This window comes from Rhizobium sp. No.120 (assembly GCF_054558365.1).
Map to the genome: position 1 here is coordinate 43,295 of NZ_BAAJNQ010000011.1, position 14,169 is coordinate 57,463.

Annotated in this window: 15 protein-coding genes and 1 tRNA gene; 6 read left to right on the plus strand and 10 right to left on the minus strand. The window is 55.6% G+C overall.

Annotation, left to right across the window (positions count from 1 at the left end; all coding sequences use genetic code 11):
* Positions 1-17 precede the first annotated feature (17 nt).
* Genes ACYJRZ_RS24365 through ACYJRZ_RS24375 form a run of 3 tightly spaced genes read right to left on the minus strand, consistent with a single transcriptional unit; the run spans position 18 to position 4,909 of the window.
* Positions 18-1,322 carry an HlyD family type I secretion periplasmic adaptor subunit gene (locus ACYJRZ_RS24365; protein ID WP_113420543.1) on the minus strand — a complete coding sequence of 435 codons (1,305 nt, stop codon included), beginning with the start codon at positions 1,320-1,322 and terminating at the stop codon, positions 18-20.
* Positions 1,319-3,472 carry a type I secretion system permease/ATPase gene (locus ACYJRZ_RS24370; protein ID WP_459463382.1) on the minus strand — a complete coding sequence of 718 codons (2,154 nt, stop codon included), beginning with the start codon at positions 3,470-3,472 and terminating at the stop codon, positions 1,319-1,321. The genes ACYJRZ_RS24365 and ACYJRZ_RS24370 overlap by 4 nt, the downstream gene beginning before the upstream one ends.
* A gap of 21 nt (positions 3,473-3,493) precedes the next feature.
* Positions 3,494-4,909, minus strand: a complete 1,416-nt coding sequence (locus tag ACYJRZ_RS24375) for a TolC family outer membrane protein (protein WP_459463541.1) — start codon at positions 4,907-4,909, stop codon at positions 3,494-3,496.
* A gap of 1,022 nt (positions 4,910-5,931) precedes the next feature.
* On the opposite strand from ACYJRZ_RS24375, the gene ACYJRZ_RS24380 reads away from it, so the two are divergent.
* Positions 5,932-6,690, plus strand: coding sequence for a GGDEF domain-containing protein (locus ACYJRZ_RS24380; RefSeq protein WP_459463384.1), 759 nt, complete (start codon positions 5,932-5,934; stop codon positions 6,688-6,690).
* Between the two features lie 927 nt (positions 6,691-7,617).
* On the opposite strand, the gene ACYJRZ_RS24385 is transcribed toward ACYJRZ_RS24380, so the two are convergent.
* On the minus strand, positions 7,618-8,280 hold the full coding sequence (locus ACYJRZ_RS24385; protein ID WP_459463386.1) for a flavin reductase family protein: 663 nt from the start codon (positions 8,278-8,280) through the stop codon (positions 7,618-7,620).
* A gap of 93 nt (positions 8,281-8,373) precedes the next feature.
* Complete coding sequence (locus tag ACYJRZ_RS24390) at positions 8,374-8,829, minus strand: winged helix-turn-helix transcriptional regulator (protein WP_459463388.1); 456 nt, start codon at positions 8,827-8,829, stop codon at positions 8,374-8,376.
* Positions 8,830-8,977: 148 nt separating this feature from the next.
* Between ACYJRZ_RS24390 and ACYJRZ_RS24395 the strand changes: the two genes are divergently transcribed.
* Positions 8,978-9,898: an alpha/beta fold hydrolase gene (locus tag ACYJRZ_RS24395; RefSeq protein WP_459463390.1), complete on the plus strand. Its 921-nt coding sequence runs from the start codon at positions 8,978-8,980 to the stop codon at positions 9,896-9,898.
* Between the two features lie 234 nt (positions 9,899-10,132).
* Positions 10,133-10,528 carry a cupin domain-containing protein gene (locus ACYJRZ_RS24400; RefSeq protein ID WP_459463392.1) on the plus strand — a complete coding sequence of 132 codons (396 nt, stop codon included), beginning with the start codon at positions 10,133-10,135 and terminating at the stop codon, positions 10,526-10,528.
* A gap of 102 nt (positions 10,529-10,630) precedes the next feature.
* Here the strand turns inward: ACYJRZ_RS24400 and ACYJRZ_RS24405 are convergent, their stop codons facing one another.
* Positions 10,631-10,999, minus strand: a complete 369-nt coding sequence (locus tag ACYJRZ_RS24405; RefSeq protein ID WP_459463394.1) for a Fic/DOC family N-terminal domain-containing protein — start codon at positions 10,997-10,999, stop codon at positions 10,631-10,633.
* Between the two features lie 81 nt (positions 11,000-11,080).
* Here ACYJRZ_RS24405 and ACYJRZ_RS24410 point away from each other — a divergent pair, with 81 nt between their 5' ends.
* Entirely contained in the window at positions 11,081-11,353 is a 273-nt protein-coding gene (locus ACYJRZ_RS24410; RefSeq protein WP_113213403.1) for a helix-turn-helix transcriptional regulator, read from the plus strand.
* A 325-nt stretch (positions 11,354-11,678) separates the two neighbouring features.
* On the opposite strand, the gene ACYJRZ_RS24415 is transcribed toward ACYJRZ_RS24410, so the two are convergent.
* The gene (locus ACYJRZ_RS24415; protein ID WP_459463396.1) at positions 11,679-12,032 is read right to left on the minus strand and encodes a hypothetical protein; all 354 of its coding nucleotides are present in this window, start codon (positions 12,030-12,032) and stop codon (positions 11,679-11,681) included.
* A 286-nt stretch (positions 12,033-12,318) separates the two neighbouring features.
* Here ACYJRZ_RS24415 and ACYJRZ_RS24420 point away from each other — a divergent pair, with 286 nt between their 5' ends.
* Positions 12,319-12,609: a phospholipase D-like domain-containing protein gene (locus tag ACYJRZ_RS24420; RefSeq protein ID WP_459463542.1), complete on the plus strand. Its 291-nt coding sequence runs from the start codon at positions 12,319-12,321 to the stop codon at positions 12,607-12,609.
* Positions 12,610-12,663: 54 nt separating this feature from the next.
* Here the strand turns inward: ACYJRZ_RS24420 and ACYJRZ_RS24425 are convergent, their stop codons facing one another.
* The 3 genes from ACYJRZ_RS24425 to ACYJRZ_RS24435 form a co-directional block, all read right to left on the minus strand.
* Positions 12,664-13,011, minus strand: coding sequence for a hypothetical protein (locus ACYJRZ_RS24425; RefSeq protein WP_459463398.1), 348 nt, complete (start codon positions 13,009-13,011; stop codon positions 12,664-12,666).
* Positions 12,932-13,252, minus strand: coding sequence for a Fic/DOC family N-terminal domain-containing protein (locus ACYJRZ_RS24430; protein ID WP_459463400.1), 321 nt, complete (start codon positions 13,250-13,252; stop codon positions 12,932-12,934). Before ACYJRZ_RS24430 ends, ACYJRZ_RS24425 begins: the two co-directional genes overlap by 80 nt.
* Before the next feature lie 199 nt (positions 13,253-13,451).
* Positions 13,452-13,541, minus strand: a tRNA-Ser gene (locus ACYJRZ_RS24435).
* A 305-nt stretch (positions 13,542-13,846) separates the two neighbouring features.
* Here ACYJRZ_RS24435 and rplU point away from each other — a divergent pair.
* Entirely contained in the window at positions 13,847-14,164 is a 318-nt protein-coding gene (rplU, locus tag ACYJRZ_RS24440; protein ID WP_028753733.1) for a 50S ribosomal protein L21, read from the plus strand.
* Positions 14,165-14,169: the final 5 nt, after the last annotated feature.

The following is a 14,169-nucleotide window of genomic DNA, read 5'->3' on the forward strand; positions in this document are numbered from 1 at the left end:
TTTGCGCATGACCACCCTCACCGCTCCGTCAGCGCTTCGGAGCGCGCTTTGTTGATCGGCTTCATCAGATAGGCCAGGATGGTCTTGCGGCCGGTCATGATCTCGGCGGAAGCCACCATGCCGGGAATAATCGGATAGTGCTTTCCGTCACGCTCCAGCGCCGATTTGTCGGTCTTGATGCGTACGAGGTAGTAAGTCTCGTTCTTGTCCTTTTCGACAAGGCTGTCGGCGGAGACATTGACGACCTTACCGTCCAGGGCCCCGAAGATTGAGAAATCATAAGCCGAGATCTTGATGACCGCCGGCTGGTCGATCCGTACGAAAGCAACGTCGCGCGGCGAAATCTTTGCCTCGATCAGAAGAGTGTCCGCTGTCGGGACGACACCGGCGATGACCTTTCCGGCATCAACGTAGGCGCCGATCGTGTTGACCTCCAGCGTATTGACGATGCCATCGACCGGAGACCGGATATCGGTATGCTTGACCCGATCGGACGCACCGCGGATCGTCTCATCGACGACGGAAAGTTCCGACAGTGCCTGTCCCTTATCGGTCAACGCCTGCTGGCGCAGTTGCAGCCCAAGGTCGGTAGCCTGTAATGTCGCCTCCTTGACGGCCGCCTGCAGCCGATCGAGACTTTCGACATAGACTTTGAGCTGTCCTTGCAGGTCGACAAGGTCTCGCTGGACCTTGAGAACCTCCGTTTGCGCAACGAGCTTTTTTTCACCGAGCGGTCTCAGCAGATCATACTGCTTCTGGGCACCGGCGATATTCTGCGTTAGACGATCTATGTTAGCGTGGGCTTCGTCCAGTTCGTTTTGATGTTGCTTCAGGCGCTGATCGAGAACATCGAGCTTGTTCTTGTAGGAAGCCCGATCCGCCTCGAAGAGCTTTTCCTCGTTGTCGCAAACGTTTTTTGCGGTAGCAAGAATATCAGCCGGACAGACGAACTGCGCGTCGAAAGCGCCCGCCTCCTCCAAGGCCAGACGCTCGACTTTGGCACCGAGCGCTCGAGCTTTGGCAACCGATTCGCCGAGCGTCGATGCCGTCGTCGTATTGTCTAGCTGGATCAGAATATCGCCTTTGTGGACGACCTGTCCGAGATTGACATTGATCTGCTGGACAATACCAGGCTCGGACGATTGCACGATCTGCGTCTTCGATACCGGGATCACCTTTCCTTCGCCGCGCGCGATCTCGTCAATGTCAGCGAAGGCCGCCCAGGCAACGAACGCAACGATCATCGAGGCACAGAGGCCAAGAATCAGCCGGGCGAATAACGGAGGATTGTCGGGAGTATTGCGGTGAGAGGCACGCATCATTGCACCGCCTTGCGCTGCATCGCCTCGATCACGGCGTTTTTCGGCCCGTCGGCGATAATGCGTCCCTTGTCGATGACGATCAGCCGGTCAACGAGCTCCAGCATGCTATGGCGATGGGTTGCTACTAGCAGTGTCGTTTGCGGGCCGAATGCATTGGTCAGCTTGTTGATCAGATGACGCTCGCTTGCCAAATCCATCGCGCCCGACGGCTCGTCGAGGAAGACGATCTTCGGCTGGGTCAGGAGCAGGCGGGCTATGGTCAATGCCTGCTTCTGGCCGTTCGACAGGTTCGCGCCGCGCTCGCCAACTGGCATATCGAAACCACGGGGATGCGTGGAGACGAATTCATCTACGCCGGTCATTCGGGATACGGCCAGAAGCTCATCATCGGTGGCATCGGCTCGGCCAAGCAGCAGATTTTCCTTCACGGTACCGGAAAACAGCTCCGACGATTGGCCGGCGACAGCAACGGCGGAGCGCACCTCCGCCACGTGATACTGGCGGATGTCGACGCCATCGATCAGTACACGGCCGCTGGCCGGCTGGAACAGCCCGTCGAGAAGCCGGCCGAGAGTCGTTTTGCCCGAACCAATGCGGCCGATGATCCCGATCTTTTCGCCGGGCGCAACGGTGAAGGAGAGCTGATTGATGACAGCCTGATCGGAGCCCGGATATTGGAAGGAAACGTTCTGGAAGCTGAATGCGCCGCTGCGAATCTCCCGGTTGACGAAACCGACGGTGGACGGTCGATCATCAGGCTGCTCCATGATCTTGTCGAGAATCCGCAGCGACATGGTGGCCTGGCGGAAGCGCGCCAGGGTCATCGCAATCTGTCCGAAGGGCGCTCCCGCGCGACTCGCCAGCATGACGGTTGCGACGATCGCGCCCATGGCGATTTTTCCGTCGGCGAATTCGTATGTGCCTGCCACCACGATGAGTACACTGACCATCTGTTGCAAAAACATCGTCATGTTCATGGCATTCGACGAGATGTGCTTAATGTCCTCGCTGGTCCGGCTCGAATATTTCGTTAGCTCCTGCCAGCGGCGCAGCATTGTTGCCTCTGCGCGCAAGCTTTTTAGCGTCTCGATCGTCGAAATGGTCTCGACAAGCAGAGACTGGCGGCGAGAGGCTTCGTTCGTCGCCGTCGCCATGCGCTTGCCAATTTGTGCCTGGGCGACAAGACCGATCGTCACCGAAAGGACGAAAGCAACAGCCGGAATGATCACGAGCCAGCCAGCGATCAAATATATGACGATCAGGAAGATCACGACGAAGAGGCTGTCGATTAGCACGCCGATCGTGTTCGAGGTAAAGAATTCACGTACGAATTCATACTGCGTCACGCGATTGGCGTATTCTCCGGTCGACATCGGGCGGGATGCCAGCGTCGAATTCAGGATCTTGTCGAAGATCAGATGCGACAGCCGCAGGTCCGCCTTTCGACCGGCATAGTCGATCAGAGATGCACGGGCTGTCTTCAACAGAAAATCGAAGAGATAGGCCAATGAGATGCCGGCGGTCAGCACCCAGAGCGTTGGGAACGCCTTGTTCGGCAGGACCCTATCATAGACGTTCATCGTAAAAAGCGGTGAGGCCAACGCGATGACGTTGATGAACAGCGCCGCGAGCATGACGCGGGCGTAGGTGCGCCAATACGGTACCAACGCCGTTGCCAACCAGTGCCGCTTCTCGATCTCCATGGCATGGCCGACGCGCGCTTCTTCTGACGAATTCTGATAGTAGAGGGTGAAGGCAAATGCCGCTTGCGGATTAAGCGCGGTAAGCTCCTCCCGCGTTAAACGGGTTGCCGTGCCGGCGACCGGTACAATATCGGTGACGTAAGAACCGCCGTCGGTCATTTCGAGCAATGGCAGAACGCCACCATCAGCAAAGGTGACGATGGCGGGGCAGTCGAAATTGCCGAGCCGGCAATCTCGTTCCGTATGCTTCAGGACTTGCAGACCGATCAGTTCCGATAACCGTTCGACATCGTCCAGCTCCATCGCTTCCAGGATTTCGTCCGGAACGCCTGAAAACAGTACAGTATCCGAGTTCGGGCGACCGTAAAACGCAGCGACCGATTTGAATGCCGACTTGAAAGTCTGCAGCGAGACGCTCGCAGACACGTCAGGTGCTACGTTCAACATGGACTATCCAATTCGTAACGATTAACGAATCGGCTCGAGCAGATCCATCGGCAAGCCGGGCTTCTGATGCGAGTCGTATTTGGTGTATCCGGGATCAGCCGTATTCGACGAAACAGCGAACTGATCACGGGCATAAGGCGTCGCCTGATCGACCGGCTTCAGCTTCATCGTCGACAACAGGCTGCCCGACGCTGCAAGGATCTTGTATTCGGCAAAGAGCGACGCAACTTCCGCCGTCTTGGCCAACACCTCCGTGTTGAAGCGAGTGTTCTGGGCATCCAGCAGATCCAGCAACGAGCGCTGACCGACCTTGAATTGCTCGCGATAGGACGTTACGAGCTGAGCATTGGTCTTTTCCTGGCCGTCCAGGATATGAGCCAGCTGTCCCTGGTTGGCGCGCTCGCTCCACGCTGAGCGGACAGATTCATCGACCTCGCGGTAAGTCTGGCTCAGAGCGAAGCGCTGTTCGGCGGCGCGACGAACTAGCTCCTGTTGATGGGCGGTATCGATGCCGCCATGGTAGAGGTTCCACTTGGCGACGACACCGACCTGGACGTCGCTTGTGTTACCCTTGTTGCCGTCGACATCGTCACCGATGCGGGCGCTTCCCACGAGGTCGAGCCGCGGCAGAAACGCAGATTTGGAGCCGCGGACGTCGGCATCGGCAGCATTGACATCAGCTTTGGCCGACGAGATCTGCGGATTGTTCTTCTGGGCGATGAAGACTGCGTCGTCCAACGTCTTAGGCAGGTAACGCGCAACCGAAGCGGGACGATTCGCATTGCTAATCGGCTCACCGACGACCTGAAGGAAACGGATCTTCGTCGCGTCGAGTTCCTTCTTCGCCTCCTGAAGGCGGGCGTTGGCCGCTTGCAGGCGCTCGCGACCTTGAAGACGATCGGCATCCGTGAGCGCGCCACCCTTGATACTGTCCTCGATATTGCCAACCATCTGCTTGTGGAAGGCGACATTCTTTTCCGCAGCCGCAACGATCTCCATTTGCAGCTGATACTCAAGATAGTCCTGGGTCACTTCCAGCGCCAAGGCTTCCGAGCGCTGCTGGACCCGAAAGGATGCACCGTCGACACGAGCTGCCTGCTTGTCCTTCTGTGCCTTGCGATCACCGCCGTCAAACAAAGTCTGAGTAATAGTCAAGCTTACATCAGCAGGATTCAGGTAATCGTGAGTACGCGACAAGGCTCCGGATGTGACATCCGACAGTCTACGGCGACCATAACCGGACTCGAGGTCGACCGAGGGCAGGTAAAGCCCTCTCGCCTGACGCAGTTGGAACTCGGTTGCCTCCCGATCCTGCGCGGCCTGCATGATCTGGGGGTTGGTTTTCATTGTCTTGTCGATCGCCTGCTGCAATGTCATAGCGCCAGCAGAGCCACTCGATAAAGAATTCATGGCCACCGAAATGCCGATTGCCGCCATCAATCGCGTCTTATAAGCCACGCCTAATATCCCTTCCCCAAACTATACTTCGTAGATACCATTTATAAATCTTGTTCATCTACATGACGTAGACGAAATCACGTTTATTTGTAAAACTGATTCATACTTATTCTCCCGAAACGGTTAATATCGGAGAGCGCAAGCCTTTGCACTGCAAACTCATTGACTATTTTTGGGATATTAACCATCACAGTTTATGTGTTGCATGCTCGCAACAAACATATTAGTCAACAAACATAGAATTTACATAATTTTTTGCAGCCATGCGCCGCCACGATTACGCGTAAACACTAGTAATATCAGAAAGAACTTACTGGCGTGCAGTCCCCTCCGGAAGCACGGATGACGTTAAAGCGAGACTGACAAATCTTCGAAGACTGAGGAGGCCCATCTTGTCCGCAGGAGCGGCGGTGCCGAAGCACAATCCATGATAATTGCTGTCGGGGTTTACTGCGGTTAGACTCGTCTGCAAATGTGAAGCGCCGTCACGGGCTGTCATTGTTTCTTCGAACCTGTCTTATAGCGCGCTGGGTCGCGCTGTTCCGTGAACAACTTGCAGCGACATGCCATCTACTGAGGACCAGATCAGGTGGATCAACAGGGGGAATGGCAACCATGGTACAGATTCCTTTGACACTGAAAGAACTGGATAGACCGAGTTGTCCTACCGCCTTTCATCGTCGCGATCCTTCGATTGCCCTAGGCTAAGGCCATTGACGTTGACTGTCGCCGTCCATTTTTGATCGGACTACGATTTTTGGATCTATCGTGTTCCGGCATTCGGAAGTGTGAATAATATTTCCTGGAAATTGTTGCTACAACTCTCGGTCAACCCGCTCTTAGGGCCGGCGTTTTTATTTGCGCAGAGAGCTCACCTCGATCAGCTCTAAGCGCAAATCAACATACCGTGCAAAGCAACAAATTTTACAGAATTTCTTAAGCCGGTTTTTTCGAGCCTCTGCTTAGCTGACCTAGCATTAGAGGAGGGGGATAACTCCGACATGATTCTACAACAGCGACATCCCTCTGCCACCATCTTCAAAGCCCTGCGGAAGGCCACACTCGGTGCGCTATGCACCGTGGTCGGCTCCGTTGGTCTTTTACTTCTATTATACCTACTGATCCCAGATCGGCCATTTTTGGTCGGATTTGTCGGTGCAGCGCTTATTGCCGCTTTTGTGGCCTTTCCGCTGCTTTTTTCCCTGCAGCTCAACAACAGCGCTCTCCGCCAGATGCAGGAAAGGGTCACCCAGGCGGCTCGCTACGACAGCGTGACGAAGACGCTGAACGGAAGTGCCTTTGCCGCGGCCGTCGAGCATTTTATCGACCGGCGCAAGCATGCTGCCACCGATGCCGGCGGCATTGTCATCGCCGTCATCGTCGACACGCTCGACGACATTGGCCGCCGCTACGGGCCACAATGGGCTGACACCGTAATGCAATCACTTGCCGTGATCGTCCAGTCCTCAGTTCGCCGTGACGATCTCGTGGCGCGGCTTGCGACCAACGAACTCGGCATTTTTCTGCCTGGCGCCACGATCGAGGACGCCCGCGACATCGGTACCCGCGTCCGCACGCGCCTCTCCGAAGCTACCTTCAGCGCCGACGGCGCGCCGCTTTCTGTCGCCATCCGCCTCGGTGGTATCTCCTTCGACGGCCCGGCCGACTTCAACCAACTCCGCCAGCTCGCCGACCAAATGGCCTTCGAGCGCGGCGACGAGGACGACGACATCCCGATCAGCGTGCTGGCGGCCGCATGAGGCTGGCACCCCGCAGCCGCGGCAGCGGCGGCAACTCCAAATGCTGCCAGGAGCATCGTAGTTCTGTTTGAGGCCGGGGGTCATTGAGTATTTGCACCCCTGCCGGAAATGCTCTCTTTAACTACTCTCGGCCGGGCTCTTAGGACCAAAAACCAAGCGCCTGGTTGTCTCGCTGGCCAAAGTTGGGGCGCAACCTGCGGCGGCTCAATTCGGGGTCCGCTGATATCCGCGCGGATTTCCAACGCTCCTTAAGCGTCTCAAGCTTGGTAGTTATTGATTTTCGCACGTAGGAGCATCGACTTTTTATGAAATGCGAGCCTGCGCACCCCCGACATCATCCCGAGCGATGCACCTATAGGCAAGGAGTGTCTTTAGTGCTATTTTTCGCACATTAAGCGACGCCGTTATACCAATTGCGGCGTGGTAGTTCCTTTGCAGTTATTTTTTTGAAGCGAGAAGAGCGTGACGGAAACAGAAAAGCGTAAGCTTGCCCAACTCATCATGATGAAGCTCCTGCTGATTTTCGGTGGATTAACTGCGTTCGCGGCAGTCGCTCTTTCAACAATAAACTGAGAGTCAAAAAGCATTTTTTTTGGGCGAGAACTGGATCGCTCGATACCTTTGCAAGACGTCAATCTTCATTGATTGCCGGTCATTCGCCGAAGATCGAGGGCGTCGCCGGTCGGCGTCTTCGGCGCTTCAAACAAAATTACGCGCGATTGTGGTGGACCGTTCAGAAGGGTGGTTAACCACAGGCAAAGCCTGGCTGAATTATGGACATCACACGCATGAGATTGACGGAGTTCCATTGAGTTCGCGCTACTCTGGGACGAGCTGACCGAACGGCCGTGAGTTAACTCGCGTGATGGGCCATAACTTCATGTGCGGCCCCAATTTCTCAGTTGGGCGTCGTTGCGATTGGATGCATCATCTCTCGGCCTTGAACGTGCGGCCGAGATCCGGCCCGATGCCGAAATAATGTCGAAACACGTAAATCAGCGGGCTCCATCTGCTGGTATCGATATGATGGGTGCCGGCGACGACGATATCCTTGTGCGCGTGGACACGAAGAACCTTCGCCTCGATGATGGAGAAGCCTTCGGCACGCTCCGAGGGCCAATCCCCGCCGGGAGGATACGCCGCCACCACCTCCGCCTCGAATTGGATCGGACATTCAACGATGCGCAGAGGCCGCACGAGATCGGCTGTCTGCGGCGTAAAGCCGCCCACGTCGAATTTATCGGCCTCGAAACGATAGCCGATCTTTTCCTTATGCGGGGGAACGGGATCGCGGCCGGTCGTCGGTGCGATCGCCTCGACCTTAGTCCACAGCTCCGGTGACGGGAAATTCAGCACCAGTTGGCGCTCGCGCAGGAGATTTTCTCGCCCCTTGCTGGTCGATGTCAGGCCAAGGACGATACGATCATATAAAGCCCAAACCGAGGACATTGGCGAGATATTCGTCGTGCCATCAGGGTTGAGGCTCGTAATCAGCACGACGGGAGTGCCGACATAAAGCACGCTGGGCTTGATTTCGATATGCTCGCGATCGCTCTCGGCTGCGTTGAATTTGGCTGTGTTCGTCAACATTGCAACTCCTTTAAGAGTTTCAGTGTAACAAACATGGAGCCTGAAATAGTTCGGCCGTGACCGAACTGTTGCCTGACGACGGGCGCGCCAGCCTCATTCCTCAGGCAACGGCGCTACGATCACAGTATCTTCAGCCATAAGCATCCGCCCATCCTGCGCCCGCAGTTCCAGCCGCCGCACCGGTAGCTTTGTCGCTCTGTCGACCAGCGTAACATGCGGCTCATTGGGCTCGAAAAAGAAATCCTCGCCCCATTGGCGAAGCGCGACCAGCAGAGGAAACAGGCCTTGCCCCTTCCGCGTGAGCACATATTCCTGATAGGGGCTCCCATCTGAGGCCGGCACGGTATCCATGATGCCGTGGGCGACGAGATTGCGCAGGCGGGTCGAGAGGATGTTCTTGGCAAGCCCCAGGCTCTTCTGAAATTCGCCGAACCGACGCAGCCCATCGAAGGCATCCCGGATAATCAGCAGCGACCACCAGTCGCCGATCGCATCCAGCGGCCGTGCCACCCCGCACATCGAATCCTTGTGACTCACTCTTTTGGCCATGCCGCCGTGCCCTCGCCCGTTTTCACGTCTGCCGTCAGGACCGCGATCAAGCGGCCGTATCATCAGTCCGATATATAGGTTGCAAACTAAAACTACAAGAGATATTGAAAGCGTGGTTTCAAATTAAAACCACGTTAGGAGAGCAACTGTGAATCCAGCCAATGAAACATTCGCCGGCACATTCCCCTTCGCACCAAATTTCACCGAGGCACCCGGCTTCCGCATGCATTATGCCGATGAAGGACCTCGTGATGGCGAGGTTATCCTATGCCTGCATGGGGAACCGACCTGGGGTTATCTGTTTCGCCACCTCATCTCGACGCTGAGCCGAACGCATCGCGTCGTCGTTCCCGACCACATGGGTTTTGGCAAAAGCGAAACGCCTGAAGGACGCAGCTATTGGCTGCAGGATCACATTGCCAATCTGGAGGCTTTCGTGCTCGCGCTCGGCCTCATGGATATCACGCTCGTGATGCATGATTTCGGCGGCCCCGTGGGCATGGGACTTGCCGCCCGTCATCCTGAGCGTATCCGCCGCATCATCTCGGCAAATGGGCCAATGCCCTTCGGCCAGCCCGACAGTATGGAGCGGGGTGCGGCGAATGCCGCCGTGTCACCATGGTTTCAATGGATCCTCAAGGCCGAGGCCGACGAAACGCTGGAGCCGGTCCTCAACAATCTCCGCTACAATATTCTCAGTACTCTCAAGCTCAACGGCTTCGAAAATAACGCAATCATCGACGACGTATGGCTCGATGCATATGGCGCTCCTTTTGCCACCGCGGCCGAATGCCTCGGCGCGCTCGGCTGGGCCAAAGGCTTTGCGACCGGCGCCCATCAATTCGAGGTACCCGATCCGGCAGCCGAGCGCATCGTCCGCAGCAAACCGGCGCTCGCCATTTGGGGCGAGGCGGACAGGACGCTGCATGCGGAGCATTTCCTGCCGCTTTTCTCCGCCCTATTCCCACCAGCCCCGGTTCAGCGGCTTCCGGGTGTCGGCCATTATTGCTTCGAAGACGCGCCGGAAACCATCTCGGGCCTGATCGCGGATTTTCTGCGACGAACCTGAGCATCACGGTTCGAGACCAAATCCGAAGCAAAATGCGGAAGCGAGAAAATCTTCCCGCTTCTGTCAACCACGGCGTAGCTTACAGTCCACCTACCGCCACATGGCGCCTTGGAAATGCCATTGAAGACCGGCGAACGGCGGCCGATGTCAGCTGATTGAATGCTGCTCCGATTGACATTCTCCACGGTTGTGACACCGTTCCGCATGGTTGCCGACCCACCGTCCCGAGGCAAAATGACAAAGCGATCACAAGCCGTTATCACCACTGCGGAACAACGCCCACGCGACGGATGGAACGATCCTGTCCATGGCTCCATCTCCTGGCACACGCTACTTAGCAGCGACGTCACCCCCACCGACAGCATGAGCGCCGGCATCGCGGACCTCGCCTTGGGCGGCGAACTCAAGCCGCATCGCCACGACCCATCGGAAATTTACTTCGTCTTCGAGGGAACTGGCATCGTCCAGATCGACGGCCAGGAGACAACGGTGAAGCCAGGCACGACCGTCTTCATCCCCGGCAACGCCGAACATGGCATCCGCAACGAAGCGTCCGCCAGCCTGAAATTCTTCTACGTGTTTCCGACGGGATCTTTCACAGACGTGATCTATCGGTTTCCGGAGGATTAGCGTGTTGACTGATCGTTTCTGAGCGCTGTGCCTGGCGTCTAGCGAAACCATCCGTCTGCCGTTTGAGAAACTGAAACGTACAGAGGATAGTCGCGTTGGTAATCAGGCCATCGGTCTGCCGAAGCTTGTCAAAGCCAAATTTGAGAGCATCACGATATAACGCAATTTCCTTTGCTGCTTGAGACGCCAACCCTCTTGAAACAGGTCCGCCTGAAACAACCCATCCTGTGTGGTGGTGACTATGTTTTCGATCTCCAAGCTCGCTTTTGCCTCCTGCAATGCAAATGTGTCGATTAGAATTCCTGGAGTGGGTATTGCGACCACTCGTCCCTTCAACTTAGCAAGCGATCTGTTCGCTGGAGCGAGTGCCTTGAAAACCTCGATGGGTTCCTCAGCCATAAGCGATGTCAGATCGGGATTGACGAACTGAGAAGATGAAACTTCCCGATCGGGGTGATTTGACGTCCTCATCAACAAACTTCCCGATCGGTAAGAATTGCATCGCTTTTGCGAGAAACCTCCTGTACGGTAAGCCGATTCAGGAGATCTTCGATGTACAGGTCTGCACGGGATTTCGGCGCCGCCGTTCGAGAGAAACGCAAAGCCCTGGGCTGGACCCAGACCGAGCTTGCGGCTCGTTCCGGCACGGGCGAGCGGTTCATCGTCGAACTCGAATCCGGCAAGCCAAGCTGCCAGCTCGAAAAATCCCTGGTCGTGGCACGCACCGTGGGGATCGAGATAGGTGACCTCAAGACGGTCCGATCTGTTCCGGCATCATCGGATGATGACCTCGACTTCCTACCAACCTTCGGGGATAGTCGATGACGACGATCTTCTACGAGAACCCGCCTGTCGAGGCATAGTTCAAGATTACGCCGAGGCCATGTTTTGGTACCGCAGGTCTGCCGAGCAACGCGACGCTGCCGCAGAAAACAATATTGGTCATATGTTTGAAGCTGACCTAGGTGTAGCGACACATGCAGCAAGCCATTATCTGGCACCGAAAGGCGGATGAGCACGGGGATCACTCTGCGAAGTTTAATTTGCAGAGGCTATTCCCTGTTAAAATGGCATGACTCACAAACTGCGGTTGTTGGGTTAGAAAACGTTCCCGCATCAATCCGGCCGAATCGTCAGGGCAAATGCACGACTATTGAACACGATGCTTCTTCACAGGCAGGAATGACACCGCCTTGTCAGCCAACTTTCCGAGCTTTTCCCAGTCTGGCAGATCTTCCTCGGTCAAACGCTCCTGGATTGCCGCCAACATCCATCCCGTCGCGGCAAAATCTTCCATAGCCTTAAGGACTTGGAATTTCTTGAGACATGCCTCGACGGCCGGTCGAGCTCTGGCCTCATCCTTGTAGTCCGTGGCTATTAGTTGCTTCGCATCCAGAAAACCTGCGGCGATCCGCCGCCGGTGTTCCTCATTGTCGAGGATCACGTTTAAGGTGAAAAGCAACGTCTCCAGCAGATGTCGGGCTTCATCGTCAGGACCATACATGCGTGTTCCCCCGTCAGTTTGCTCGCGATAAGTGTATCTACTTGTAGGCTAATCAGGAATCCTTGAAATTGAGGGAACGAGTGAAAAACCCCGATATGCTATGGAGACGAGATGAGAATCATCATCGCCACGATTACCACCTTGATGGTCGCGAGTCCGCTCTCTGCCGGCCAGCCGATCGAGGCGAAAGTCTCGGTCTGCTTTACGCCTAGCGAATAGCGCGAGGACAAGACCATCGATGCGCTGAAGCGCCCGGCTGCAGGCAGGGGCGTTGAAGTCCTAGCTCATCCTCGACAAGACGAATGAGCGCAAATATTCGGGCGGGACACTCCTCGAAGCCGCCAGTGTTCCGGTCTGGATCGACTTCGAGCCGGCGATAGCGCACAACAAGGTCATCATGATCGACGACCACCTAACCATCGGCTCATACAATTACACGCAGCAGCGCAGAAGCGGAATGCGGAAAGCGGAAAGCGTAACCTTTGTTGAAAGCCGAGAGCTGGCCCGCGAGTATCTGGCAAATTGGGATGGCCGGCTGAAGGTCTTAAGGTCGTTTGAAGCCTCGGCAAGCCACTAAGCGAACGCATATCTTGTCGACGTGTATGCGTTTGGAGCAGAATCGGATGTTCAACTAGAAGGTAATCCCGCGCTCGCGGCACAGTCTCTCAGTAAGTTCAGTATCTTCTGGGGTAATTCCGACATTGAAGAGGACAAACTTAGATGCCGCATCGCCTTTTCCCAAAAGCGCACCATAAAAGATCCTATCACCGGCATACTGGCCGCTGACATCTTTGGGATTGGCGATTCCGCAAACCAACGTGTTCTTATTGTCGTATTCAACAGCCTTAAGAACAGTAATGCGAGCTTGGTGTCCGATCCCAATGAAAATGATCTGCTTTTCATGGTCGGTGAGCGTATAGGCCGATACGGGAAACGCCGATCCAATCACTATAGCGATTGCTGCAATCAATTTCTTCAACGTTCTCGATCTCCGAACTCGCTTTTGCCTCTTGCAATGCAAGCGTGTCGATCAGAATTCCCTGATTGCGCATTGCCGCTGCGCCACCCTTCATCTCAGCGAGCGATCTGTTGGCTGCCGCAAGCGTCTTGAAAACTTCGATCGTTTCCAAGCCATCAAGCGACGTCAGATCAGGAAGCTGGTAGGACGGATTTAAACATATGCGACTCGATAAGTTAAAAAAACTCGATTTCTTTAACATATCCGTCGCGACATGTTAAATCTGCATCCATGGTTGCCTATGCAAAGCAATCCAAAATGTGAGTTGAATTCCGAGAAGCAGGCGTGCCGGGGAGCGCCTTCAGCGTGGCCTTGTGATCAATTCTGATCGCAAAGAGTAAAAAAAACCGCGACGGTTTCCGCAAAACCGCATCATAAGCGTATGATAATACATAGTTTTATGGCGGAGAGGGTGGGATTTGAACCCACGATACCCTTGCAGGTATGCCGCATTTCGAGTGCGGTGCATTCGACCACTCTGCCACCTCTCCGGTTATGCTGGTCGGCGCATTTCTCAGCGCGGGGGCTACATAGCGACAGTCGGAGAGGATGGCAAGGGCGAATGTGAAAGCTTTATGATCCTTTTGCCTTGACAGATCAGGGGCGCTTATATATCCCGTGCGACGCAATAGGTGTGGATAAGTCCGCGCCTTGCCTCCCTGCTTCGCGCAGGGTTTCACCGGCAGAACTTTTTGAAGGCTCAAACCTTTGGAATCCCTGCTAAGTTTCGACTGATAAAAAGACGGCCGCTCGTCCCTGAGACGAGAGAGCCGGAACGAACATGAAAGGATAAAAAATGTTCGCAGTCATCAAGACCGGCGGTAAGCAGTACCGTGTGGCAGCCAACGACGTGCTGACCATCGAGAAGCTCGAAGTCACCGCCGGCGACACCGTAGAATTCACCGAAGTCCTCGTTATCGGCGAAGGCGCCGACGCTGCGATTGGTGCTCCCTTCGTCAAGGGCGCTTCCGTCAAGGCCGAAGTGGTTGAGCACAACCGCGGCAAGAAGGTCATCGCCTTCAAGAAGCGCCGTCGTCAGAACTCGAAGCGTTCGCGCGGCCATCGCCAGCATCACACGGTCGTCCGTATCACGGACATCGTGGCTGCCAAGTAAGTAAC

Coding starts and splice junctions, on each gene's coding strand:
- ACYJRZ_RS24365 (WP_113420543.1), bottom strand. CDS start 1,322: ATGATGCGTGCCTCTCACCGCAATACTCCCGACAATCCTCCGTTATTC.
- ACYJRZ_RS24370 (WP_459463382.1), bottom strand. CDS start 3,472: ATGTTGAACGTAGCACCTGACGTGTCTGCGAGCGTCTCGCTGCAGACT.
- ACYJRZ_RS24375 (WP_459463541.1), bottom strand. CDS start 4,909: ATGGCGGCAATCGGCATTTCGGTGGCCATGAATTCTTTATCGAGTGGC.
- ACYJRZ_RS24380 (WP_459463384.1), top strand. CDS start 5,932: ATGATTCTACAACAGCGACATCCCTCTGCCACCATCTTCAAAGCCCTG.
- ACYJRZ_RS24385 (WP_459463386.1), bottom strand. CDS start 8,280: ATGTTGACGAACACAGCCAAATTCAACGCAGCCGAGAGCGATCGCGAG.
- ACYJRZ_RS24390 (WP_459463388.1), bottom strand. CDS start 8,829: ATGGCCAAAAGAGTGAGTCACAAGGATTCGATGTGCGGGGTGGCACGG.
- ACYJRZ_RS24400 (WP_459463392.1), top strand. CDS start 10,133: ATGACAAAGCGATCACAAGCCGTTATCACCACTGCGGAACAACGCCCA.
- ACYJRZ_RS24405 (WP_459463394.1), bottom strand. CDS start 10,999: ATGAGGACGTCAAATCACCCCGATCGGGAAGTTTCATCTTCTCAGTTC.
- ACYJRZ_RS24410 (WP_113213403.1), top strand. CDS start 11,081: ATGTACAGGTCTGCACGGGATTTCGGCGCCGCCGTTCGAGAGAAACGC.
- ACYJRZ_RS24415 (WP_459463396.1), bottom strand. CDS start 12,032: ATGTATGGTCCTGACGATGAAGCCCGACATCTGCTGGAGACGTTGCTT.
- ACYJRZ_RS24430 (WP_459463400.1), bottom strand. CDS start 13,252: ATGTTAAAGAAATCGAGTTTTTTTAACTTATCGAGTCGCATATGTTTA.
- rplU (WP_028753733.1), top strand. CDS start 13,847: ATGTTCGCAGTCATCAAGACCGGCGGTAAGCAGTACCGTGTGGCAGCC.